Here is a 20,304-nt window from a genome sequence, read left to right on the forward strand (position 1 = left end):
GCAGGCCGATGAACTCAATCGTGGCCGCAAGCGGGGTGATGACGTCGGTGATGTCGTGGTTGTTGATGGCCATCACGACGCCGAGCGCGACCAGGACGCCGATGCTCATGCCGACGCCGACCCCGACGCCCTTGGCGAAGTCGGCCGGGGAGTGGAGCAGGTCCATGCGGCGGCGGTGACGGGCCTCGCGGAAGCGCTGCAACCGCTCCTCCCACTCCTCCGCCAACTCGAAGTTCCCGGCCGCCTCCGCAGCCCGGAGCATGCGTTCGTAGCGGGCACCGGTCTTGCCGTCCCAGGTCCGGCGGGCCACGATCCGGCCCCCGTTGAGGGTGTAGAGGCCGTGGCGGACCACCGCGCGGGCGGTCGTCCTGGTGGTCTCGTGGGTGGCGAACGTGCGGACCGCGCGGCCGGAGCGTACCCACAGCGGGACCGGCTTGGCCGGGGCCGGGTCGGGGACCACGGTCAAGGTGGTCACGGACGCGCTCTCATCAGGGATTTCGGGGCTCTTGTGGAGGCTGACGACGTTCTCGGACATGCTGGGAGGACTCCTGACTGCCCCGGAGTTGGGGCGGGAGCTTGTGGGAGGGTGCGGGGGCGGACCGGGTCCGTGGCAGGAGAAGGTCCGCCCCGGCGTAGCGCGGGTCAGGCGGGGACGTTCACCGCCGGCGCAAGGTCTGCTTGGGCACGAGGGTGGGGCAGCCGTTGATCATGTGGTCCACGCACTGCGGGCAGTCCTCACGCGGGGCGAGGTGACGGTGCGCGCTGCGGTCGTGGGCGTGCTGCCAGCACTGCGGGCACTCCTTGCGGGCCATGCTCACCACCACCCCGACGACTTCTTCGCCGCCTTTTCCTTGGCGTCCTCGGTCACGATCTGCTGCCGCGCCTTCTGCATGGCGGTGATCTCGGTGCTGAGCCGGGTCTCGGCGGACGACCACGCGGCTTCCAGGCGGGCGTCTTGGCGGTCGGTGTCCTTGCCGCGCACGATGCGGTAGGAACCGCGGGCCATGTTGGACAGCAGTTGCCGGCGTTCGGCGCCGGTCAGCGGCCACATCTCCTGATTGCGGACCGCTTTGAGCTTGCGTTCGGCGTTGCGGATCTCGGCGTCCAGGCGGCGGGTGTTGGGCTTGCCCATGGTCAAGCACTCCTGAGGGAGGGGGAGTTGTCGGGGTAGGCGCAGGTCACGCACATGCCGAGCGAGGTGGGGATGACGTATCCGGCATCCCGGCGGCACTCGGGGCAGGTGCGGCGCGCGGTGTTGGCCTTGGCCAGGGCCGCCCACCGGCCGGGCGTCATCGGGCGGACCGGTTTGGCCAGCTCGACGCGGTACAGGTAGGCGACCAGCGGTGGCCGGCGGCGGCGCGGCCTCTCCAGCTGAGCGGCCACGTCCTGGCCGCCGGGGCGCAGGTCGAGCGCGCGGAGTTGGCGGCGGGTGGCGTAGCCGTCCGGGGCCAGGCGCCACCGGAACACCGGCAGCCCTGCCATCAGGCGGCCTCAGCGCGCTCAGCAAGGATCGTGTCCCGCAGCATCCGGGCGTTCGCCGGCGAGGTGTGCACCTCACGGCGGATGCCCTCAGCGGTCACCTTCGCGTCCGGCCAACCGGCCGTCACCGTCCGCGCCTCAGCGAGCAGTTCGGCCGGGGTGCGCTTCGGGCGCGGCGATCGGGCGGCCTCGGGGACGCGTCCGGTCGCGCCACGCGGGCGGGTCGACTCCGCCGCGACCACGGGCTTGTCCTTGGGCAGGGGCACAGCGGTCAGGACTCGATCGCGGGCGGTGGCTGCCGGGTCGATCGGTGCCGACTCGATCGCCCGCACGGGCTTGAGCGGCACCACCGACTTGGTGCAGTCGACCGGTACCGGATCGGGCACCCGCACCACGGTTGCGGTGATCGGCGACGGGGTCGATTCCGGCAGGTCAGCCGTAGACTGATTCCTGACGGTCTCGGTAGATTCCTCCGCATTCGCGTCCCGGGTGGGATCGAGGGCAGGCGCCGGGAGGGTGCCGCCGAACATCGCGGCCAGTGAGGCGTTCGCACCGGCGGTGACCCGATCGCGCTGCACCTCCAGCAGCCTCGATCCCAGCGCCACATCCCCGACGCCGACCCTGCGGGCCAGGCGCCACGACTTGCGCTCCGACCACCACTTGACCCGATCGGAAGGGTGGTTGGCGGCGCGGCCCTGGTGGTAGGCGAGGGCCTGCACGAGGTCGGCGGCCCTGCGCTCGGCTTCCGCGTCGCGGCCGTCGACGTGGACCACGATCCGGCGGGCCAAAAACGCCATCCCCTTAGCGGAGACGGACATGCCCATCGGGGTCAGGGCGTAGATGACGGTGCGGGCTGCGTCCGGGGCCGCCATCGCGGCCATCACCGACGCAGCCGCCGGCAGCGCCCACAGCCCGGCGCGCACCACGTGCGGGGAGGACTGCCCGAGCATGGTCAAGCCGAGCAGGACCAGGGCGAGCACGGCGGTGGCGCCCTCGCCGGCGGCCAGGGCTCCGAGTGCGGTGCCTTGGCCGTAGACGTGCCCGATGTTGCTGAACGTGCCGATCCCGCCGGCCACACCGGTAGCCAGCATCGGCACGAACGCGGCGATCAGGACGCCCTTTTGCGTCCGGGTCAACGACCTGCGGGTCTGCGGGGTGTTCATGCCGCACCTCCCGCCGCGATCACGACGGCGACAACGAGCAGGGCGCCGCCGGCAAGGGTCAGGTCGATCGCCCGGCGCAGGCCGGTGAACTTGACGACTGCCAGGCGGGACAGGCCGGCGATGTCGGCGGCGAGGTCCCGGGAGGCGGCGAGGTCGGCGATCTGCTCGGGGGTCAGGGTGGCCCACAGCGGGAAGCCGTGTCGACCGGACAGGTTCGGCCGCACCGACCGCAGCAACAGAGCCGCCGCCGCGACCAGCAACACCATGCCGAGTCCGCCGACGATGGCGGCGGGCAGGTTCATCGGCAGGCCGCGGGCCAGCGTCCAGGCACCGGCCAGGGTGGCGCCGACGAACGCCAGCAACAGCGCGACCTTGGTGTCGGTCCGCGCGATCTCCGCCTTCACCTCAGCATGCTGAGCGGTCAGGTTCTGCGTGGCGGGGGTGGTGCTCATGCGGCACCTCCCGCCGTGGCGGAGGTGCGGTTGGCCAGGTCCCGGCGGGCCGCGAGGACCCGGTTACGGGCCCGGCGGATGCGGCGGGCGTCGACCTCGTTCGGCGTGCGGTCCATCGCGGTGATCTGCGCGTCGAGCAGGACGACTTCCGCCAGGACGACGGGCATCTCCTGCTCGATCGCGTTCAGCTCAGCGGCGGTCGGCTCGATGAAGTCGGCGAACGCGGTAACAGCGTCCTGAACAGTAACGATGTGATTCATTGGGTCGTGTACTCCCTTGCAGGTGGAACGGCCCGAACAGCGGCTCCCGGGGTGCCTCCCGGGAGCCGCGCGCCGTTGATGGGGGAAGTGCTGGGAGACTGCGCGGTATGCGGCCGCAGTCAGCGGCCGGGTTCCCGATCGGCAGTCGGTTTGGGCTACGAGCGGTGCCAGGCCTTCTCGCGGCGGACATGCTCCGCCTCGTGGGCCCTCTTGCGTGCGATGGCCGTGGACCGGGCGGTGATCGGGCCGCTCTGGCGACCGCAAGCGCAAACCCAGATCCAGTAGCTGTTGCGGCCGTTGTGATCCAGCGTGATGCGTGCCTTGTAGGCCACGGTGAGTCCTCTCAGGCGATGGAGACGGAGTGTTCCGGCTCCCCTCAGCCCCGCTCGTGCTAGACGAGCGAGGGAGGCAACCGGCCGCAGCGATCAGCGCTGCGGAACCAGAAGAAAGTGACCGGGCTTTTGCCGGTGCGCCGTTGCCACGGAGCACCGCTCCCGAGCCGGAAGAGTCGGGTGCGTCATCGTCACTGCTCTGACGCCAGCAGGGCAGCGTGCGGCAGGTGGCACCACGTGCGGTTGACCTCCCGGAAGGAAGGGATGATCCGCGCGAGTGTTCTCCAGAGCTGACGCACAGGGCAGGACACGTTCACCTGCCACGAAGTGGCTGCCAACGGCCATCACCCCGGCCGTTCGGGGGACGGGACTCGTAGCCCGTCAGAGTTGAATCTCTATTGAATTCTCAACGAACGGTCGCTGCCTTCGTACTGACCCCTGCGGGCTTTCCTCCGGGCGGCGCCCGGCCGGAGCGCGGGCGCATCAAGGTGCAGCGCCTTCCGGTCGACGTTCCGACCGGCGGGCACATCCCTAAGGTTCCCTAGGGTTCCCTGCGGTGTCAAGCGGTAAGCTAGGGAACCTCAGGGAACCGACGCGAAGGAGCAGGAGAAATGGCCGGTCAGGCCGACAATCGGGCGCCGTACGCGAAGATTGCCGCGCACTACGCGGAGCTGATCACGTCCGGCCAGCTACCGCCGGGGACGCTCCTGCCGAGCATCAAGAACCTGTCGGAGGAGTGGAGCGTGAGCACGGCCACGGCCGAAAAGGCGCTGCGCAAGCTTCGCAACGAAGGCATGGTTCGGGGTATCCACGGGATCGGAACGGAAGTCCTAGACCAGCCGGGCCCGATGTCGTCGGGATCTCAGCGTCAGGACCGGGGCCGCCGGACCGGATCAAGTTGGGGGTCCGGCGAGCGGTCCGACTCACACAAGGCCGATGTGGTCCCTGCGCCTCTGGAAGTGGCGCAGGCTCTTGGTATCGAGCCGCGATCCGACGTGATTCGTCGGAGCCGGGTGTACCGGGACCGGCACGGCATCGTGGCGCACAGCACGTCTTGGATCCCGGCTCGATACGGCAAGCTGATCCCGCAGTTGGCGAAGAGCGAGCGATTGACGGGGGGTACCTCACTCCAGCTCATCGCCGAAGCGACCGGCCTCCCGATCAGTCATCGGATCGACACCGCGTCAGCGCGCCTGCTCACACCGGAAGACACCGAGCACTTGGAGTTGGACCCGGCGAACCCGCCGACGGAACCCGTGGTCGTGATGACCGCGAAGTTCATCGACAGCGAGAACAACGTCGTGGAATACGGCGTTGACCTCGGTGGGCCTGGTCGAACCTGGCGGACGGAATCGGAGGTTTCCCCGTGACCACCTTGGATGACACGCTCTTGAGCGTGCTTGAAGATCGGATGGGCGCTCTACTCACCGCCCGCCGTATCGGCACGCTCGCGCCCGAAGCCGAAGTGGAAATCTCTGCGATCTCCCAGACCCTCACGAGACCAATGACCGCACGTGCGCCGTTCTGCGTCCTCATGGCCGGGCTTCCTGGCTCCGGCAAGACCACGCTGTCCCGAGTCCTCACCGATCGCGGGTTCGTACGCCTCTGCCCGGATGAGGAGATGTACCGCCGACATGGCGTGTACGGGGTGGACTTCCCGCGAGGCACCTTCCCCACCCTCGAACGGCCGGTCCTTGAGGACGTGGCGGTCGAGCTACGCGAACTGCTTCAGGCAGGGCGGGACGTCGTAGTCGATCACGGCTTCTGGACTCCCGAGGACCGTGCCCGGTGGCGCACCATCGCGACCGACGCCGGCGCCACTCCGCTGCTCGTCTACCTCGAAGCAAGCCATGACGAACTCTGGTCAAGGATCAACAAGCGCAACGAGTTCCACGCCGACGATCCGAATTCGATCTACTTTTCCGAGAGTGACCTACAGCGCTACCGCACCCGCTTCGTTCCTCCCGAGGCAAGCGAACCGCACCTCATCTACCACGGTGATCCTGCGGGCGTGATCGCGGCACTGGACAGCGAATAAGCGCCCTTGATCCCCCATGTGTCCCCCGAGCGCGACCCGAGGCAAGGAAACCGCAGGTCAAAGCCACCGAACCCGTCCCGCTGTAAATCTGCCGGCTCAGCCTTCCCAGGTTCGAATCCTGGCGCCGCCACGCTGAGAAAGAGACCCCCTCCGAACTGCGGAAACGCAGGGCGGAGGGGGTCTCTTCGTGTGTCGGGGCGCCTGCCCTCGGGAGAGGCGCGTCGTGCGGGGCACACTGAGTCCATGTCCATGCCCATGTCCACGCGCCGCAGACACTGCCCCGAATGCCGCCGCGAGATCGCCGTCGTCGCCGGCCGCTTCGCCCGCCATGATCCGCCCGGCGCACGGGAGAGCGGAGGTCTGGTCTCCTGCCCCGGCTCCCGCAGGCAGGCGGAACTCGGAGCCGCGCAACCCGCGCTGGACGGATACGTCGTCCCCGAGTTCCCCGGGCAACTCCCGCTGTTCTAGACCGCGGCCCTCGCCTCAGGCCGCCGTGGCCCGCACATCCATCCGGGTCACCAGCCCGTCCTCGCCGAACCGGTACACGTGCTCGACCGTGTCACCCCAGTGATCGCCCTCCGCGTCCCGCATCCCCAGCCCGACGGTCGCCACCACCGCCTCGCCGTCCTCGTCGAGCCGCACCCCGTCCAGGCGTACGAGGGGATGCCCGGCCGCGAACTGCCGGGCCCAGTAGGCCCGTACCGCCTCGCGGCCGTGCAGCCGGACCCCGTCCAGGACGTTCGGCCAGTCCACGTCGGGAGCCAGGCAGTGCGGGACGAAGGCGTCCCGCTCGTCGGTGGAGAAGACCTCGTACATGCGCCGCAGCAGCGCCTCCCGCGCGGCCGGAACCCCCTCGGCGGCCAACGTCAGTTCCCGGCCACCGACTTGACCGCCACCGACGCCGGAACCGACCCGCTCACCAGCTCCAGGACCAACCCGGCCGTCGCGGGCGTATCGAGCAACTCCACCAGTACGGCGGCCACGTCGTCGCGCGGGATCGGGCCCCGGCCCGTGTGCGCCTCAAGGCGGACGAGGCCCTTGCCGGCGTCGTCCGTCAGCGCGCCGGGGCGCAGGATCGTCCAGTCCAGAGCGTCCAGGCCGCTCACGTACGCGTCCGCCTCGCCCTTGGCCCGCAGATAGACGTCGAAGATCTCGCTGCCCTCGTGCTTCGGATCCGCGCCCATGGACGACACGACCAGAAAACGCCGTACGCCGGCCCGTACCGCCGCGTCCGCGAACAGCACCGCCGCGGCCTTGTCCACCGTGTCCTTGCGGGCCGCGCCGCTGCCCGGGCCCGCACCCGCGGCGAACACCGCCGCGTCCGCACCCCGCAGCCGCTCCGCGACCTCCTCCACCGAAGCCGACTCCAGGTCGAGCAGCACCGGTTCGGCACCGGCCTCCCGCAGGTCGTCGCCCTGCTCGGCGCGACGGATGATCCCCGCGACCTCGTCCCCACGCGCGGCGAGCAGCCGCTCCAGCCGCAGCGCGATCTGACCATGACCACCAGCGATGACAATGCGCATGCTTCCGACCGTACGCCCGCCCGACCGCATCCGCCGCACAACTCCGGCCACGCCCCAGGGCCACAACCGAGGACCGTGAGCTACGACACGACTCCTACGGCACCACTCCTACGACACCTCCCCGCGCCCCTGCCTGGGCAGCCCCAACTCCGCCGCCGCAGCGGAGTTGCAGTACTCCCGCACCGCGCTCGTCCGGGCCACCACGCGCCCCCGGTGCACCACGATCCGGCTGTACGCCAGGGACAGCGCTCCCGACAGCCGGTCTCCGCGTACGGCCAGCAGTTCGGCCGGAAAGCCCGCCTCGACGCGGACCTCCGGCAGGCCCAGGACGGCCCGCGCCGAGGCGCTCACCGCGTCGTAGGCGTCCTCCGGGCGCAGACCGTGCCGGGAGGCCAGCAGGTAGGCCGCTTCCAGGGGGTCACCGCGTCCCACGGGATTGGACACGTCCCGCAGGGCACCGCTCCCGGCGGCCACCCGCACACCGGCCGCGCGCAGCAGCCGTACCGGAGCCGTGCTCCGCCGTTCGACGCCCCCGCAGCCGCCCTGGGGCACGCACACCACGGCGACGCCGGCGGCGGCGAGTTGGTCGGCGGTGCGGGAGGCCACCTCGGTGGGCAGGCGGCCGAGGCCACCGCACGGGGCGAGCGTCACGCCGGGCCGCAGCCCGCCGGCCATCGCCGCGATCCGGGCCAGCCGGGCCGGATCGGTGGCGTCGGTGTGCAGGTCGACGGGGCAGCCGTGCTCGGAGGCGACCTCCAGGACCGCCTGCACATAGCCCGTCGGATCCGGATCCAGGTCCGGGCAGCCGCCCACCACGGACGCCCCCATCTTCACCGCGTCCCGCAGCATCGCGAGCCCGTCGGCACCGGCCACCCCGGTCAGCAACCTCGGCATCGCCACGGTCGACAGCTCGGTGAGCCCGCGCAGGGAGCGCCGCGCCTGGAGGACGGCGGCCAGCGCGCCGAGCCCCTGGACGTCGCCCACCCGCACATGGGCGCGTACGGCGGTCGCCCCGTGACCGAGCTGGAGCAGGGCGGCCTCCGTGACCCGGCGCTGGACGTCCTTGGGGTCGTAGGAGACCGGTCCGTCCTCGTCGGCCGAGAGCGCGGTGTCGCCGTGTGCGTGCGGCTCGGCGGGAGCGGGCAGGAGCAGATAGCCGCCGAGGTCCACCCGCGCGCCGCACGCGCGCGTGCCGCCCGCCGCGAGACTCCCGGCCGTCCCGACGGCCTCGATACGCCCGCCGCCCAGCCGTACGTCCACGGTCCGGCCGTCGGTGAGCCGCGCCCCGCAGAGCAGCAGACCGGCCCCCTCGGACCGCCCCGACGAGGAGTCGGACGAAGAACTGGACGAGGAACCGGAGGAGGAGTGGGGCGGCTGCGGCTGACTGTCGGGCATCGCGCTCCAGAGGCTCGGGGGCTGCGCAAGCTCGGGGACCGCGCAAAGGGGACACAAGATCACGCAGAGTGAGTCGAGCCTAGGGTGACGCCACGCTCACGACCGGGAGGAGCGCAATAGTCGTACCGGTGTGGTCCGCCGTGCCGGAGAGGCTTCCGTGGCCGGTGGGAGAGGCGCGGATCAGCGCTGGACGAGGGCCACGAAACGGATTTGGGCGAACGGCGGCCGACCGTGTAATGTCTTCATCGCTCGCCCCAATAGCTCAGTCGGCAGAGCGTCTCCATGGTAAGGAGAAGGTCTACGGTTCGATTCCGTATTGGGGCTCTGGTGTGTGAGGTTCCCGTCGCAAGGCGGGAACGGATCGCATCACAGCGGTGTAGCTCAGTCGGTAGAGCAAGCGGCTCATAATCGCTGTGTCACCGGTTCAAGTCCGGTCACCGCTACTGACAGTAGCCGATTGTGGGGTCGGTCCTTCGATCGGCTACTCTTTTATGCGTTGAACCCGTCCCATCCGTTCGTCAAGGAGCACTCACGTGGCTGCCACCGACGTCCGCCCGAAGATCACGCTGGCCTGCGTGGAGTGCAAGGAGCGGAACTACATCACCAAGAAGAACCGGCGTAACAACCCGGACCGACTGGAGATGAAGAAGCACTGCCCGCGTTGCAATGCGCACACCGCGCACCGCGAGACGCGATAAAGATCAGGCTCGTACATGAGGCCGCCCCCGCAGTTCGGGGGGCGGCCTCATGTCGTTTCCACCGCTTCAGCGAACGTTCGTTATCGACACCAGGAGGTACCGGGCCCATGGCGCTCGACCAGTCCTTCGTGGGGCGGACTTACCCGCCCACCGACCCCTACGAGGTGGGACGGGAAAAGATCCGTGAGTTCGCGGAGGCCGTGGGGGACACGAACCCGGCGTACACGGACCCCGATGCCGCCAAGGCGCTCGGTCACCCCGATGTGATCGCCCCGCCGACCTTCGTCTTCGCGATCACCTTCAAGGCGGCCGGCCAGGCCGTCCAGGACCCGCAGCTCGGCCTGGACTACAGCCGCGTGGTCCACGGCGACCAGAAGTTCTCCTACGTCCGCCCGGTGCGCGCCGGTGACCGGCTCACCGTCACCTCGACCATCGAGGCCATCAAGTCCATGGCGGGCAACGACATCCTGGACATCCGCGGCGAGGTCCACGACGAGGCCGGCGAGCACGTCGTGACCGCCTGGACCAAGCTGGTCGCCCGTGCGGCCGAGGAGGTGTGAGCGATCCCATGACGGCTAAGATCTCCTACTCCGACGTCGAGGTAGGCACCGAGCTGCCCGCCCAGACCTTCACCGTGACCCGCGCCACCCTCGTGCGGTACGCGGGTGCCTCCGGCGACTTCAACCCGATCCACTGGAACGAGAAGTTCGCCAAGGAGGTGGGTCTCCCGGACGTCATCGCCCACGGCATGTTCACCATGGCCGAGGCGATCCGCGTGGTCACCGACTGGACCGGCGACCCGGGCGCGGTCGTCGAATACGGCGTCCGCTTCACCAAGCCCGTCGTCGTCCCCAACGACGACGAGGGCGCCGCCATCGAGGTGAGCGGCAAGATCGGCGCCAAGCTCGACGACAACACGGTCCGCGTCGACCTCACGGCCACCAGCGCCGGTCAGAAGATCCTCGGGATGTCACGGGCGGTCGTACGACTGGCCTGACCGAGGACCGGTGTAAGGGGCGCCCTCCTGTGTGCGGGTGGGTGGGGTTGCCGTGCGCCTATGGGGGTGCGAGCAAGCACAGTCGCCCGGCGATCGAAAGTAGCCGCCGACGGCGGTGAGGGGACGGGGCGGGGGGTGTCCGCCCGCAGCGGCCGGCGTCCGACACGCGGTACTGCCCGGAGAGACAGTTCCGCCGGACCGAGGACGGAGACCCCCCGACCCGTCCCCGACCCACCACACAACCGTAGGCGCTACATCCGCCCCCACCGGGGCCGCACAGCGCGCCGCAGGCACCCCGTACGCTGGGCCCCGTGCAGGTACGACACAACGCCCCCCTCGCCCCGCTGACCACCTTCCGCCTGGGCGGTCCCGCCAGTCGGCTGGTGACCGCGACCACCGACGCGGAGGTGATCGAGACCGTCCGCGAGGCGGACAGCACGGGCACCCCGCTGCTGATCGTCGGCGGCGGCTCCAACCTGGTCATCGGGGACAAGGGTTTCGACGGCACGGCCCTGCGCATCGCCACCCACGGCGTGGAACTCACCGGCACGGACCTCGAACTGGCCGCAGGCGAGGTATGGACCGACGCGGTCGCCCGCACCGTAGAGGCAGGACTCGCGGGCATCGAGTGCCTCGCCGGCATCCCCGGCTCCGCGGGCGCGACCCCCATCCAGAACGTGGGGGCGTACGGCCAGGAGGTGTCCTCCACCATCACCGAGGTCATCGCCTACGACCGCCACACCGGCGAAACGGTCACCCTCACCAACGAAGAGTGCGCCTTCGCCTACCGCCACAGCCGCTTCAAGGAAGACCCCACCCGCCACGTCGTCCTCCGCGTCCGCTTCGCACTGGAGGACGCCGACGGCCTCTCGGCCCCCGTCAAGTACGCCGAGACGGCACGAGCCCTCGGCGTGGAACCCGGCGACCGCGTCCCCCTCGCCACCGCCCGCGAGACCGTCCTGAAGCTGCGCGCCGGCAAGGGCATGGTCCTGGACCCGGAGGACCACGACACCTGGTCGGCCGGCTCCTTCTTCACCAACCCGATCCTGACGGACGCGCAGTTCACCGCATTCCGCACCCGAGTGAAGCAGCACCTCGGCGCGGACACCGACCCCCCCGCCTACCCCGCGGGACAGGGCCACACCAAGACCTCCGCCGCCTGGCTCATCGACAAGGCCGGCTTCACCAAGGGCTACGGCACCGGCCCCGCCCGCATCTCCACCAAGCACACCCTCGCCCTCACCAACCGCGGCAACGCGACCACGGAGGACCTCCTCGACCTCGCCCGCGAGGTCGTGGCAGGCGTACGAGACATCTTCGGAATCACCCTGGTCAACGAGCCGGTGACGGTGGGCGTCAGCGTGTAGCCCGACACAGCACGCCCCCCGATACAGCACCCGCTCCCCGACTCAGTACGCCACCCCCACCCCCTGCTTCACCACCCCCACATCCCCGATCATCCCCAGCATCGCGTGCGCCACATCCGCCCGCGAGATGAACCGCCCCCGAGCCGGAAACCCCCCGACCACCACGCGATACACCCCGGTCAGCGGCTTGTCCTGGAGCCGCGGCGGCCGGACGGCCGTCCAGTCCGTACCGCTCGCCGCCAACTCCGCCTCCATCTCGCTCAGATCGGCGTAGACGTCCTTCAGTACGGCGGAGACGATCCCCCGCATCGACCGGTCGAGGAACCCGTCGTCCGTCGGCGTGGGACCGACCGGAGCCGCGCTGACCACCAGCACCCGCCGCACCCGCTCCGCCTCCACGGCGGCGAGCACCGCACGGGTCAGCCGGGCCGCGATCCCGGCGTCCTTGCGGCCGCGCGGCCCGAGCCCGGACAGCACCGCGTCCCGCCCGGCCACGGCGGACCGCAGCACTCCGGGATCGGTGAAGTCGGCACGGACGACGTCCAGCCGCTCGCCGGTGAGGTCGGGCCCGAGCCGGGCGGGATCCCGTACGACCGCCGTGACGTCATGACCGGCGGCCAGCCCCTGCCGGACGATCTCGCGCCCGATGCCCCCGGTGGCGCCGAAAACTGTGAGCTTCATGGGTAACTCCCCCTGCTCGAAGATAGGTGGGTGAGTGTTCACTCACCTCCACACCCTCTAGAGTGGGTAAGTACTCACTCACCCGTCAAGCCCGCACGGAGAAAACATGAAATCCAAGCCCGCCACAGCCTCCGCCTCAGCCCCCGCCCCCACCCGCACCCGCCTCCTGGACGCCGCCCACGACCTGATGCTCACCGTGGGACTCGCACGGGCCACGACCAAGGAGATCGCCAAGGCGGCCGGCTGCTCCGAGGCGGCGCTCTACAAGCACTTCGACAGCAAGGAGGACCTGTTCATCGGCGTCCTGTCCGAACGCCTGCCCCGGCTCGCCCCCCTCCTGCACGACCTCGCCGCCGAGCCGGGCCGCCACTCCCTGGAGGAGAACCTCACCGAGATCGCCCGCCAGGCGGCCCTGTTCTACGAGCAGAGCTTCCCGATCGCCGCCTCGCTGTACGCCGAGACCCAGCTCAAGCGACGGCACGACGAGGTCATGCGCGAGAGGGGGGCCGGCCCGCACAAGCCGATCGAGTGGCTCGACGCCTACCTCCGTGCCGAGCAGTCCGCCGGCCGTGTCGCCCCGGACGCCGACACCTTCGCCGCCGCCTCCCTCCTGCTGGGGGCCTGCGCACAACGGGCGTTCGCGTACGACGCACAGGACGGCGAACGACCCCCCGTGGAGGAGTTCGCCACCCGCCTGGCCAGGACCCTCCTGGGCGGAATCTCGGTTGCAGGGAAATCGACGTGACCGCGACCCTGAACCCATGAAGACCAGGGCCACTCCATGCGCCTGAGACTGACCGAGTTCAGACCACCCCGCACCGGCCCCCACGAACACCGGATCGTCCAGCCCCGCGCCCCCCTCCGCCACACCTCCCTGAGCGCCCCGGAACCGATCGGCCTGCTCCTCGGAGACCACGACGGACTGAACAGGCTGGCCGGCCTGTTCTCCTTCGCCGCCCGTTCACGCCACACGATCGTGCACGTGCCGCTGCGGGACGGCGTCCCACCGGACGAGGGCTGGGGCGAACGGGTCGACCTCGTCCTGGCGCACGACTCGTACGGACTGCGCCCCAGCGCCTGGCCCGCGCTCCGGCGCACGCTCAAGGCGGGCACCCCCCTGACCGCGCGGACCGACGAGGCACGGACGCGGGCGGACGCCGACGCCCGGCTCCGGCGAAGCGAACGCGCGGACTTCCGGGACGAACTGCGGCACGCCACCCACGCCCGCACGTTCTTCCTGTTCGGCGAGCGCGACGCCTTCGCCCAGGTGGCCATGAACCTCGCGTACGCGGCGGGCTGGGGGCCGCGTCAGAAGGGCGTCACCAAGGGGCACATGGCACGCGTGTCAGGCCTCTGCGGACTGACGCAGCCACCCGGCGGCGGGCACCCCTACGAGATCGAGGTGTGCTTCAAGCCCTATCCGCCCTACGCCCACTTCAGGAGACCGGGCCGCTGAGCCACTCGTCCACGCCGGCCAGCAGCTTCGCCTTGGTCTCCTCCGGCGCCGCGGACGCCCGCACCGACTGCCGGGCCAGCTCCGCCAGTTCCCGGTCGGTGAAGCCGTGGTGCTCGCGGGCGATGTCGTACTGAGCGGCCAGCCGGGAACCGAACAGCAGCGGGTCGTCGGCGCCCAGCGCCATCGGCACGCCCGCCTCGAAGAGCGTCCGCAGCGGAACGTCCTCCGGCTTCTCGTACACCCCCAGGGCCACGTTCGACGCCGGGCACACCTCGCACGTCACCCCCCGGTCCGCGAGCCGCTTCAGCAGCCGCGGGTCCTCCGCCGCCCGCACGCCGTGTCCGATCCGGTGCGCGTCGAGATCGTCGAGGCAGTCCCGTACCGACGCCGGACCGGTCAGCTCACCGCCGTGGGGCGCGGACAGCAGCCCGCCCTCCCGGGCGATGGCGAAGGCACGGTCGAAGTCCCGCGCCATGCCGCGGCGCTCGTCGTTGGACAACCCGAAGCCGACCACACCCCGGTCCGCGTACCGCACCGCGAGCCGGGCCAGCGTCCGCGCGTCCAGCGGGTGCTTCATCCGGTTCGCGGCCACCAGGACCCGCATCCCGAGCCCGGTCTCCCGCGAGGTCGTCTCCACCGCGTCCAGGATGATCTCCAGAGCGGGGATGAGCCCCCCGAGCCGTGGCGCGTACGACGTCGGATCGACCTGGATCTCCAGCCAGCCGGAACCGTCCCGGACGTCCTCCTCCGCGGCCTCCCGCACCAGCCGCCGGATGTCCTCGGGCTCCCTGAGACAGGACCGCGCAGCGTCGTACAGCCGCTGGAAGCGGAACCAGCCCCGTTCGTCGGTGGCCCGCAGTCTCGGCGGCTCCCCGCTGGTCAGCGCCTCCGTCAGCGCATCGGGCAGTCGTACGCCGTACTTGTCGGCCAGTTCCAAAACCGTCCCCGGCCGCATCGACCCCGTGAAGTGCAGGTGCAGATGGGCTTTCGGCAGCTCAGAGACATCACGTACACGCTCCATTCCAGGATCCTGCCGTACGTCACGGGTGTACCGAAAGCGGAATCCACGAACGTGGTCTTGCTCGCACAAACGACAGAGGACCACCTCCGGACATCCGGAGGTGGTCCTCTGGACGACCTCAGTCCCTGGCCTCCGCCAGCAGCTTCTGGATCCGCGAGACACCCTCGACCAGATCCTCGTCGCCCAGCGCGTACGACAGACGCAGATACCCCGGCGTACCGAAGGCCTCACCGGGGACGACCGCGACCTCGGCCTCCTCCAGGATGAGCGCGGCCAGCTCGACCGAGTCCTGCGGGCGCTTGCCGCGGATCTCCTTGCCGAGCAGGGCCTTGACCGAGGGGTAGGCGTAGAAGGCGCCCTCGGGCTCCGGGCAGACCACGCCGTCGATCTCGTTGAGCATCCGCACGATGGTCCTGCGGCGCCGGTCGAAGGCCTCCCGCATCTTCGCGACGGCCTCCAGGTCACCGGAGACGGCGGCCAGGGCGGCGACCTGCGCCACGTTGGAGACGTTGGAGGTGGCGTGCGACTGGAGGTTCGTCGCGGCCTTGACGACGTCCTTCGGGCCGATGATCCAGCCGACCCGCCAGCCGGTCATGGCGTACGTCTTGGCGACACCGTTGACCACGACGCACTTGTCGCGCAGCTCCGGCAGGATCGCGGGCAGCGAGGTGAAGGTGGCGTCGCCGTAGACCAGGTGCTCGTAGATCTCGTCGGTCATCACCCACAGGCCGTGCTCCACGGCCCAGCGGCCGATCGCCTCGGCGTCCTCGGCGCTGTAGACCGCGCCGGTCGGGTTGGAGGGGGAGACGAAGAGCACGACCTTCGTCCGCTCCGTACGAGCCGCCTCCAGCTGCTCCACCGAGACCCGGTAGCCGGTCGTCTCGTCCGCGACGACGTCCACCGGCACACCGCCGGCCAGGCGGATCGACTCCGGGTACGTCGTCCAGTACGGCGCCGGGACGATGACCTCGTCGCCCGGGTCGAGGATCGCGGCGAAGGCCTCGTAGATGGCCTGCTTGCCGCCGTTGGTGACCAGGATCTGCGACGGGTCGACCTCGTAGCCGGAGTCGCGCAGCGTCTTCGCGGCGATCGCGGCCTTCAGCTCGGGCAGGCCGCCGGCCGGCGTGTAGCGGTGGTACTTCGGGTTCTTGCAGGCCTCGACGGCCGCCTCGACGATGTAGTCCGGGGTCGGGAAGTCGGGCTCACCGGCGCCGAAGCCGATCACCGGCCGCCCGGCGGCCTTCAGTGCCTTGGCCTTGGCGTCCACGGCGAGGGTGGCGGACTCGGAGATCGCGCCGACTCGGGCGGAGACCCGGCGCTCGGTGGGAGGGGTTGCAGGGCTCATGGGGCCCATCGTTTCAGACCGGAAACTCCCCCGGCACGCGGGTTTCACAGACTGAACAGCCGCTGAACAACCGTCCGGATTCGGGCCTCACGCTGGGCGATCTTCCGCGGACAACGCCCCTACGGGCACTTTCTGTTCGACGGGGCGCCCGTGAACACGTACACTCTCACCTCGTTGGCCTTCAGCGGGCTGCGCTCAACCGGTGCACACCGAGCATCCGGTCGGATGCGGTACGTTGGGGAGCGCACAAAGGGTCGTAGCTCAATTGGTAGAGCACTGGTCTCCAAAACCAGCGGTTGGGGGTTCAAGTCCCTCCGGCCCTGCTACACACACCTTCGCCAGGATGTGTGCGCATGTACGTACAGTAATGCAACGCCGTGCGGCTCAGACCGGGCGCGGCACGGCCACGACCCGGGAACAGGTGAGGACGAATGGCGGACGCCGTGGGCTCCATCGACACGCCTGATGCCCAGGACGAAGCGCCCGAGTCCAGTAAGAAGACTCGTAAGGGCGGCAAGCGAGCCAAGAAGGGCCCGCTCAAGCGTCTTGCGCTGTTCTATCGGCAGATCGTCGCGGAACTCCGCAAGGTGGTCTGGCCGACGCGCAGTCAGCTGACGACGTACACGACCGTCGTGATCATCTTCGTGATCGTCATGATCGGTCTGGTGACCCTGATTGACTATGGACTTGACCACGCCGCCAAGTACGTATTCGGCTGAGCACAGAGCGAAGGGCGCCGAGGTTACCGGCGCCCCTTTTCGCATGTTCCACCCCTATGTATCCAGGAAGAAGCAGCCACCGTGTCTGACCAGAACCTGAACGACGCCGTCGAGCCGGACGAGTCTGTGTCCGTGGAAGACGAGCTCGACATCGTCGAGGGCGCGGACGAGGACCTGGACGAGGTCGAGGCTGCCGACGCCGAGGCGGGCGAGCCCGCCGAGGAAGCCGCTCTGCACGTCGAGAACGACGAGGACGCAGACGAGTCCGCCGAGGCGGAGACCGACGCCGAGACCGACGCCGACGCCGAGACCGAAGAGGTCGAGGAGGAGGAAGAGGCCGAGCCGGTCGACCCGATCGTCGCCCTGCGCGAGGAGCTGCGCACCCTCCCCGGCGAGTGGTACGTCATCCACACCTACGCCGGCTACGAGAACCGCGTGAAGACCAACCTGGAGCAGCGCGCGGTCTCCCTGAACGTCGAGGACTACATCTTCCAGGCCGAGGTGCCGCAGGAAGAGGTCGTCCAGATCAAGAACGGCGACCGCAAGACCATCCGTCAGAACAAGCTCCCCGGCTACGTGCTGGTGCGCATGGACCTGACGAACGAGTCCTGGGGCGTCGTCCGCAACACGCCTGGTGTGACCGGCTTCGTGGGCAACGCCTACGACCCGTACCCGCTCACCCTGGACGAGATCGTCAAGATGCTCGCCCCGGAGGCCGAGGAGAAGGCCGCGCGTGAGGCCGCCGAGGCCGAGGGCAAGCCGGCCCCCGCCCGCAAGGTCGAGGTCCAGGTGCTGGACTTCGAGGTGGGCGACTCGGTCACCGTCACCGACGGTCCGTTCGCCACGCTCCAGGCGACGATCAACGAGATCAACGCCGACTCCAAGAAGGTCAAGGGTCTGGTGGAGATCTTCGGTCGTGAGACCCCGGTCGAGCTCTCCTTCGACCAGATCCAGAAGAACTAACGCCTTCGGCGACAGAGCCACCGTTCAGGTCAGACGGCTTCGCAGCCTGTCTGACCTGCTCGGTTTTTAGCCGCGCAGGGATACCCGTTAGGGTTGTGCGGTTGCCTTCGGGCATCAGGAAACTGACAGAAAAGACAGAGGACCCGGAATGCCTCCCAAGAAGAAGAAGGTCACGGGGCTCATCAAGCTCCAGATCCAGGCCGGTGCCGCCAACCCGGCTCCGCCGGTCGGCCCCGCGCTGGGTCAGCACGGCGTCAACATCATGGAGTTCTGCAAGGCCTACAACGCCGCGACCGAGTCGCAGCGTGGCTGGGTGATCCCGGTGGAGATCACGGTCTACGAGGACCGCTCCTTCACCTTCATCACCAAGACGCCGCCGGCCGCCAAGATGATCCTCAAGGCCGCGGGCATCGAGAAGGGCTCCGGCGAGCCGCACAAGACCAAGGTCGCCAAGATCACCCAGGCGCAGGTCCGCGAGATCGCCACCACCAAGCTCCCCGACCTCAACGCCAACGACCTGGACGCCGCCGCGAAGATCATCGCCGGTACCGCGCGTTCCATGGGCGTGACGGTCGAGGGCTGAAGCCCACCTCGTAGAACCGCCGTGGCAGGGCCTGCTCGGCCCGTACCACGACTCCTCAAGCACACACAGGAGCAGTAGTGAGCAAGCGCAGCAAGTCTCTCCGCGCTGCGGACGCCAAGATCGACCGGGAGAAGCTCTACGCCCCGCTCGAGGCCGTCCGTCTCGCCAAGGAGACCTCCACGACCAAGTTCGACGGCACCGTCGAGGTCGCCTTCCGTCTGGGTGTCGACCCGCGCAAGGCCGACCAGATGGTCCGTGGCACCGTGAACCTCCCGCACGGCACCGGTAAGACCGCCCGGGTCCTGGTCTTCGCGACCGGTGACCGTGCCGAGGCCGCTCGTGCCGCGGGCGCCGACATCGTCGGCGCCGACGAGCTCATCGACGAGGTGTCGAAGGGCCGTCTGGACTTCGACGCCGTCGTCGCCACCCCGGACCTCATGGGCAAGGTCGGCCGCCTCGGCCGGGTGCTCGGTCCCCGTGGTCTGATGCCGAACCCGAAGACCGGCACCGTCACCCCCGATGTCACCAAGGCTGTCAACGACATCAAGGGCGGCAAGATCGAGTTCCGCGTCGACAAGCACTCGAACCTGCACTTCATCATCGGCAAGACGTCGTTCGACGACACCAAGCTGGTGGAGAACTACGGCGCGGCCCTGGAGGAGATCCTCCGTCTGAAGCCGTCCGCCGCCAAGGGTCGCTACATCAAGAAGGCCGCGATCAGCACCACGATCGGCCCCGGCATTCCGCTCGACCCGAACCGCACCCGCAACCTCCTCGTCGAGGAGGACCCGGCCGCGGTCTGAGCCGTCATGGCTCGCTGAAGTCGGTCACGGGCCCCGCACCTTCCCAGGTGCGGGGCCCGTTCCCATGTGCGGCCGCGGTGCCCTGGGTTAGCGTGCGGACAGAGCAACGGCACAGGGGGACGCATGAAGTGCACGACAGGGCGGGGTGCGGTCCTCGCGATCGCGATGGCGGTCGCGCTGACGGGGACGGCCGCCTGCACCTCCTCGGACTCCTCCGAGCCGTCCGGGAAGCCCACGGACGCCCGCAGGACGCCCTCCGCACATCTGGACACGCTGAGGTCCGCCGAGCGGGCCACCGAGCGCGCCGCGTCGGCCCGGGTGCGGACCACCACGGTCATGGGGAGCCAGCTGTCCATCAGGGCGGAGGGCGTCCTCGGCTGGGGCGACCATCTCACCGGCACCGCGACCATCACGTACACCGGCGGAACGACGGCCGAGACGATGCGCGATCTCGGGGTCACCTCGATGCGGGCCCGCTATCTGTCCGACGCCTACTACGCGCATCTGGGCGACGCGTTCGCCCGCCGGATCGACGGCAGGCACTGGCTCAAATACGCCTACAAGGACCTCGAAGCCCTCGACGGCGGGGGCGTCGGATTCGCGGACCAGATGCGCAACACCACGCCGGACGAGACGGTGAAGCTGCTCATGGACGCCGAGGAGATACGCGAGGTCGGCGAGGAGAGCGTCGACGGACAGCGCGTCACGCACTACTCCGGCACCGTCCGAGTGCAGGACGTCACCGACACCCTGCTGAAGACCCAGCTCCAGCAGGCCGGAGTCACCTCGCAGACCGTCGACATCTGGATCGACGACCGGAACCTGCTGGTCAAGAAGGTCGAACGGGGTCAGATGGCCACCGGCCGGCTGACCCAGACCGTGCACTACAGCGACTATGGCGTGAAGGTGTCGGTCGAGAGACCCCCGGCCGCCGACACCCAGGACTTCCGCGACCTGCTGTCGAAGAAGAACGGTGCCGCGGGTGACTCCTGAGGCTCATGGAATTCAGGAAAACGTTCGAGGCTCCTG

27 protein-coding genes, 3 tRNA genes and 1 pseudogene are annotated in these 20,304 nt (G+C 69.7%); 17 read left to right on the top strand and 14 right to left on the bottom strand.

Going from position 1 to position 20,304, the window contains the following annotated elements:
- The 8 genes and pseudogenes from K4B79_RS36880 to K4B79_RS36915 all read right to left on the bottom strand — a co-directional run.
- Positions 1-535: pseudogene (locus K4B79_RS36880) on the bottom strand (ATP-binding protein); the annotation flags it as partial.
- Positions 536-656: 121 nt separating this feature from the next.
- Positions 657-812, bottom strand: a complete 156-nt coding sequence (locus tag K4B79_RS36885) for a pRL2-8 (RefSeq protein ID WP_232031792.1) — start codon at positions 810-812, stop codon at positions 657-659.
- Between the two features lie 2 nt (positions 813-814).
- Positions 815-1,132, bottom strand: coding sequence for a hypothetical protein (locus K4B79_RS36890; protein ID WP_232031793.1), 318 nt, complete (start codon positions 1,130-1,132; stop codon positions 815-817).
- A 2-nt stretch (positions 1,133-1,134) separates the two neighbouring features.
- Positions 1,135-1,482, bottom strand: a complete 348-nt coding sequence (locus tag K4B79_RS36895; protein ID WP_232031794.1) for an RRQRL motif-containing zinc-binding protein — start codon at positions 1,480-1,482, stop codon at positions 1,135-1,137.
- Positions 1,482-2,642, bottom strand: coding sequence for a conjugal transfer protein (locus K4B79_RS36900; RefSeq protein WP_232031795.1), 1,161 nt, complete (start codon positions 2,640-2,642; stop codon positions 1,482-1,484). The genes K4B79_RS36895 and K4B79_RS36900 overlap by 1 nt, the downstream gene beginning before the upstream one ends.
- A complete protein-coding gene (locus K4B79_RS36905) occupies positions 2,639-3,094 on the bottom strand; it encodes a Pycsar system effector family protein (RefSeq protein ID WP_232031796.1) in 456 nt (151 codons plus the stop codon). The genes K4B79_RS36900 and K4B79_RS36905 overlap by 4 nt, the downstream gene beginning before the upstream one ends.
- Complete coding sequence (locus K4B79_RS36910) at positions 3,091-3,354, bottom strand: DUF6284 family protein (protein ID WP_232031797.1); 264 nt, start codon at positions 3,352-3,354, stop codon at positions 3,091-3,093. The genes K4B79_RS36905 and K4B79_RS36910 overlap by 4 nt, the downstream gene beginning before the upstream one ends.
- A gap of 155 nt (positions 3,355-3,509) precedes the next feature.
- Complete coding sequence (locus tag K4B79_RS36915; protein WP_232027561.1) at positions 3,510-3,686, bottom strand: hypothetical protein; 177 nt, start codon at positions 3,684-3,686, stop codon at positions 3,510-3,512.
- Between the two features lie 611 nt (positions 3,687-4,297).
- On the opposite strand from K4B79_RS36915, the gene K4B79_RS36920 reads away from it, so the two are divergent.
- From K4B79_RS36920 to K4B79_RS36930, 3 genes are all read left to right on the top strand, one after another.
- Positions 4,298-5,056, top strand: coding sequence for a GntR family transcriptional regulator (locus K4B79_RS36920; RefSeq protein ID WP_232031798.1), 759 nt, complete (start codon positions 4,298-4,300; stop codon positions 5,054-5,056).
- A complete protein-coding gene (locus tag K4B79_RS36925; RefSeq protein WP_232031799.1) occupies positions 5,053-5,724 on the top strand; it encodes an AAA family ATPase in 672 nt (223 codons plus the stop codon). Before K4B79_RS36920 ends, K4B79_RS36925 begins: the two co-directional genes overlap by 4 nt.
- A gap of 255 nt (positions 5,725-5,979) precedes the next feature.
- Complete coding sequence (locus K4B79_RS36930) at positions 5,980-6,192, top strand: hypothetical protein (protein WP_232031982.1); 213 nt, start codon at positions 5,980-5,982, stop codon at positions 6,190-6,192.
- 15 nt (positions 6,193-6,207) lie between these two features.
- Here the strand turns inward: K4B79_RS36930 and K4B79_RS36935 are convergent, their stop codons facing one another.
- The 3 genes from K4B79_RS36935 to K4B79_RS36945 form a co-directional block, all read right to left on the bottom strand.
- Positions 6,208-6,588, bottom strand: a complete 381-nt coding sequence (locus K4B79_RS36935; protein ID WP_232031800.1) for a nuclear transport factor 2 family protein — start codon at positions 6,586-6,588, stop codon at positions 6,208-6,210.
- Between the two features lie 2 nt (positions 6,589-6,590).
- Positions 6,591-7,247, bottom strand: a complete 657-nt coding sequence (locus K4B79_RS36940) for an NAD(P)H-binding protein (RefSeq protein WP_232031801.1) — start codon at positions 7,245-7,247, stop codon at positions 6,591-6,593.
- Between the two features lie 108 nt (positions 7,248-7,355).
- The gene (locus K4B79_RS36945) at positions 7,356-8,642 is read right to left on the bottom strand and encodes an amidohydrolase family protein (RefSeq protein ID WP_232031802.1); all 1,287 of its coding nucleotides are present in this window, start codon (positions 8,640-8,642) and stop codon (positions 7,356-7,358) included.
- 251 nt (positions 8,643-8,893) lie between these two features.
- Here K4B79_RS36945 and K4B79_RS36950 point away from each other — a divergent pair.
- The 6 genes from K4B79_RS36950 (at position 8,894) to K4B79_RS36975 (ending at position 11,704) form a co-directional block, all read left to right on the top strand.
- Positions 8,894-8,966: transfer RNA gene (locus K4B79_RS36950), tRNA-Thr, on the top strand.
- 46 nt (positions 8,967-9,012) lie between these two features.
- Positions 9,013-9,085: transfer RNA gene (locus K4B79_RS36955), tRNA-Met, on the top strand.
- A gap of 90 nt (positions 9,086-9,175) precedes the next feature.
- Positions 9,176-9,340, top strand: coding sequence for a 50S ribosomal protein L33 (gene rpmG, locus K4B79_RS36960; RefSeq protein ID WP_003948671.1), 165 nt, complete (start codon positions 9,176-9,178; stop codon positions 9,338-9,340).
- Positions 9,341-9,447: 107 nt separating this feature from the next.
- On the top strand, positions 9,448-9,900 hold the full coding sequence (locus tag K4B79_RS36965; RefSeq protein WP_232031803.1) for a MaoC family dehydratase N-terminal domain-containing protein: 453 nt from the start codon (positions 9,448-9,450) through the stop codon (positions 9,898-9,900).
- Positions 9,901-9,908: 8 nt separating this feature from the next.
- The gene (locus tag K4B79_RS36970; protein ID WP_232031804.1) at positions 9,909-10,337 is read left to right on the top strand and encodes a MaoC family dehydratase; all 429 of its coding nucleotides are present in this window, start codon (positions 9,909-9,911) and stop codon (positions 10,335-10,337) included.
- A 311-nt stretch (positions 10,338-10,648) separates the two neighbouring features.
- Entirely contained in the window at positions 10,649-11,704 is a 1,056-nt protein-coding gene (locus tag K4B79_RS36975; protein ID WP_232031805.1) for a UDP-N-acetylmuramate dehydrogenase, read from the top strand.
- A 42-nt stretch (positions 11,705-11,746) separates the two neighbouring features.
- On the opposite strand, the gene K4B79_RS36980 is transcribed toward K4B79_RS36975, so the two are convergent.
- Positions 11,747-12,385, bottom strand: a complete 639-nt coding sequence (locus tag K4B79_RS36980) for an NAD(P)-dependent oxidoreductase (RefSeq protein WP_232031806.1) — start codon at positions 12,383-12,385, stop codon at positions 11,747-11,749.
- Positions 12,386-12,491: 106 nt separating this feature from the next.
- Here K4B79_RS36980 and K4B79_RS36985 point away from each other — a divergent pair, with 106 nt between their 5' ends.
- Together K4B79_RS36985 and K4B79_RS36990 are read left to right on the top strand one after the other, a co-directional pair.
- Positions 12,492-13,130, top strand: coding sequence for a TetR/AcrR family transcriptional regulator (locus K4B79_RS36985; RefSeq protein ID WP_232031807.1), 639 nt, complete (start codon positions 12,492-12,494; stop codon positions 13,128-13,130).
- Between the two features lie 36 nt (positions 13,131-13,166).
- Positions 13,167-13,841, top strand: coding sequence for a hypothetical protein (locus tag K4B79_RS36990; protein ID WP_232031808.1), 675 nt, complete (start codon positions 13,167-13,169; stop codon positions 13,839-13,841).
- Here the strand turns inward: K4B79_RS36990 and K4B79_RS36995 are convergent.
- On the bottom strand, positions 13,822-14,862 hold the full coding sequence (locus tag K4B79_RS36995) for an adenosine deaminase (RefSeq protein WP_232031809.1): 1,041 nt from the start codon (positions 14,860-14,862) through the stop codon (positions 13,822-13,824). The two genes, K4B79_RS36990 and K4B79_RS36995, sit on opposite strands and share 20 nt — an antisense overlap.
- Before the next feature lie 118 nt (positions 14,863-14,980).
- Positions 14,981-16,207, bottom strand: a complete 1,227-nt coding sequence (locus tag K4B79_RS37000; RefSeq protein WP_232031810.1) for a pyridoxal phosphate-dependent aminotransferase — start codon at positions 16,205-16,207, stop codon at positions 14,981-14,983.
- A 250-nt stretch (positions 16,208-16,457) separates the two neighbouring features.
- Here K4B79_RS37000 and K4B79_RS37005 point away from each other — a divergent pair.
- The 6 genes from K4B79_RS37005 (at position 16,458) to K4B79_RS37030 (ending at position 20,268) form a co-directional block, all read left to right on the top strand.
- Positions 16,458-16,530 (top strand) — tRNA-Trp (locus tag K4B79_RS37005).
- 108 nt (positions 16,531-16,638) lie between these two features.
- Positions 16,639-16,926, top strand: a complete 288-nt coding sequence (gene secE / locus K4B79_RS37010) for a preprotein translocase subunit SecE (protein ID WP_232031811.1) — start codon at positions 16,639-16,641, stop codon at positions 16,924-16,926.
- An 81-nt stretch (positions 16,927-17,007) separates the two neighbouring features.
- Complete coding sequence (nusG, locus tag K4B79_RS37015) at positions 17,008-17,889, top strand: transcription termination/antitermination protein NusG (protein ID WP_232031812.1); 882 nt, start codon at positions 17,008-17,010, stop codon at positions 17,887-17,889.
- 148 nt (positions 17,890-18,037) lie between these two features.
- Entirely contained in the window at positions 18,038-18,472 is a 435-nt protein-coding gene (rplK, locus tag K4B79_RS37020) for a 50S ribosomal protein L11 (RefSeq protein ID WP_020135826.1), read from the top strand.
- 77 nt (positions 18,473-18,549) lie between these two features.
- Positions 18,550-19,275, top strand: coding sequence for a 50S ribosomal protein L1 (rplA, locus tag K4B79_RS37025; RefSeq protein ID WP_232031813.1), 726 nt, complete (start codon positions 18,550-18,552; stop codon positions 19,273-19,275).
- Positions 19,276-19,398: 123 nt separating this feature from the next.
- On the top strand, positions 19,399-20,268 hold the full coding sequence (locus tag K4B79_RS37030; RefSeq protein WP_232031814.1) for a hypothetical protein: 870 nt from the start codon (positions 19,399-19,401) through the stop codon (positions 20,266-20,268).
- The last annotated feature ends 36 nt before the right edge of the window (positions 20,269-20,304 follow it).

The organism is Streptomyces lincolnensis (assembly GCF_021173675.1).
Taxonomy (GTDB): domain Bacteria; phylum Actinomycetota; class Actinomycetes; order Streptomycetales; family Streptomycetaceae; genus Streptomyces; species Streptomyces lincolnensis_B.

What these genes read in the sequence shown, in the direction of transcription:
- K4B79_RS36885 (WP_232031792.1), bottom strand. Translation starts at nt 812, where the DNA reads ATGGCCCGCAAGGAGTGCCCGCAGTGCTGGCAGCACGCCCACGACCGC.
- K4B79_RS36890 (WP_232031793.1), bottom strand. Translation starts at nt 1,132, where the DNA reads ATGGGCAAGCCCAACACCCGCCGCCTGGACGCCGAGATCCGCAACGCC.
- K4B79_RS36895 (WP_232031794.1), bottom strand. Translation starts at nt 1,482, where the DNA reads ATGGCAGGGCTGCCGGTGTTCCGGTGGCGCCTGGCCCCGGACGGCTAC.
- K4B79_RS36900 (WP_232031795.1), bottom strand. Translation starts at nt 2,642, where the DNA reads ATGAACACCCCGCAGACCCGCAGGTCGTTGACCCGGACGCAAAAGGGC.
- K4B79_RS36905 (WP_232031796.1), bottom strand. Translation starts at nt 3,094, where the DNA reads ATGAGCACCACCCCCGCCACGCAGAACCTGACCGCTCAGCATGCTGAG.
- K4B79_RS36910 (WP_232031797.1), bottom strand. Translation starts at nt 3,354, where the DNA reads ATGAATCACATCGTTACTGTTCAGGACGCTGTTACCGCGTTCGCCGAC.
- K4B79_RS36920 (WP_232031798.1), top strand. Translation starts at nt 4,298, where the DNA reads ATGGCCGGTCAGGCCGACAATCGGGCGCCGTACGCGAAGATTGCCGCG.
- K4B79_RS36930 (WP_232031982.1), top strand. Translation starts at nt 5,980, where the DNA reads ATGTCCACGCGCCGCAGACACTGCCCCGAATGCCGCCGCGAGATCGCC.
- K4B79_RS36940 (WP_232031801.1), bottom strand. Translation starts at nt 7,247, where the DNA reads ATGCGCATTGTCATCGCTGGTGGTCATGGTCAGATCGCGCTGCGGCTG.
- K4B79_RS36945 (WP_232031802.1), bottom strand. Translation starts at nt 8,642, where the DNA reads ATGCCCGACAGTCAGCCGCAGCCGCCCCACTCCTCCTCCGGTTCCTCG.
- K4B79_RS36965 (WP_232031803.1), top strand. Translation starts at nt 9,448, where the DNA reads ATGGCGCTCGACCAGTCCTTCGTGGGGCGGACTTACCCGCCCACCGAC.
- K4B79_RS36970 (WP_232031804.1), top strand. Translation starts at nt 9,909, where the DNA reads ATGACGGCTAAGATCTCCTACTCCGACGTCGAGGTAGGCACCGAGCTG.
- K4B79_RS36980 (WP_232031806.1), bottom strand. Translation starts at nt 12,385, where the DNA reads ATGAAGCTCACAGTTTTCGGCGCCACCGGGGGCATCGGGCGCGAGATC.
- K4B79_RS36985 (WP_232031807.1), top strand. Translation starts at nt 12,492, where the DNA reads ATGAAATCCAAGCCCGCCACAGCCTCCGCCTCAGCCCCCGCCCCCACC.
- K4B79_RS36990 (WP_232031808.1), top strand. Translation starts at nt 13,167, where the DNA reads ATGCGCCTGAGACTGACCGAGTTCAGACCACCCCGCACCGGCCCCCAC.
- K4B79_RS36995 (WP_232031809.1), bottom strand. Translation starts at nt 14,862, where the DNA reads ATGGAGCGTGTACGTGATGTCTCTGAGCTGCCGAAAGCCCATCTGCAC.
- K4B79_RS37000 (WP_232031810.1), bottom strand. Translation starts at nt 16,207, where the DNA reads ATGAGCCCTGCAACCCCTCCCACCGAGCGCCGGGTCTCCGCCCGAGTC.
- secE (WP_232031811.1), top strand. Translation starts at nt 16,639, where the DNA reads ATGGCGGACGCCGTGGGCTCCATCGACACGCCTGATGCCCAGGACGAA.
- rplK (WP_020135826.1), top strand. Translation starts at nt 18,038, where the DNA reads ATGCCTCCCAAGAAGAAGAAGGTCACGGGGCTCATCAAGCTCCAGATC.
- K4B79_RS37030 (WP_232031814.1), top strand. Translation starts at nt 19,399, where the DNA reads ATGAAGTGCACGACAGGGCGGGGTGCGGTCCTCGCGATCGCGATGGCG.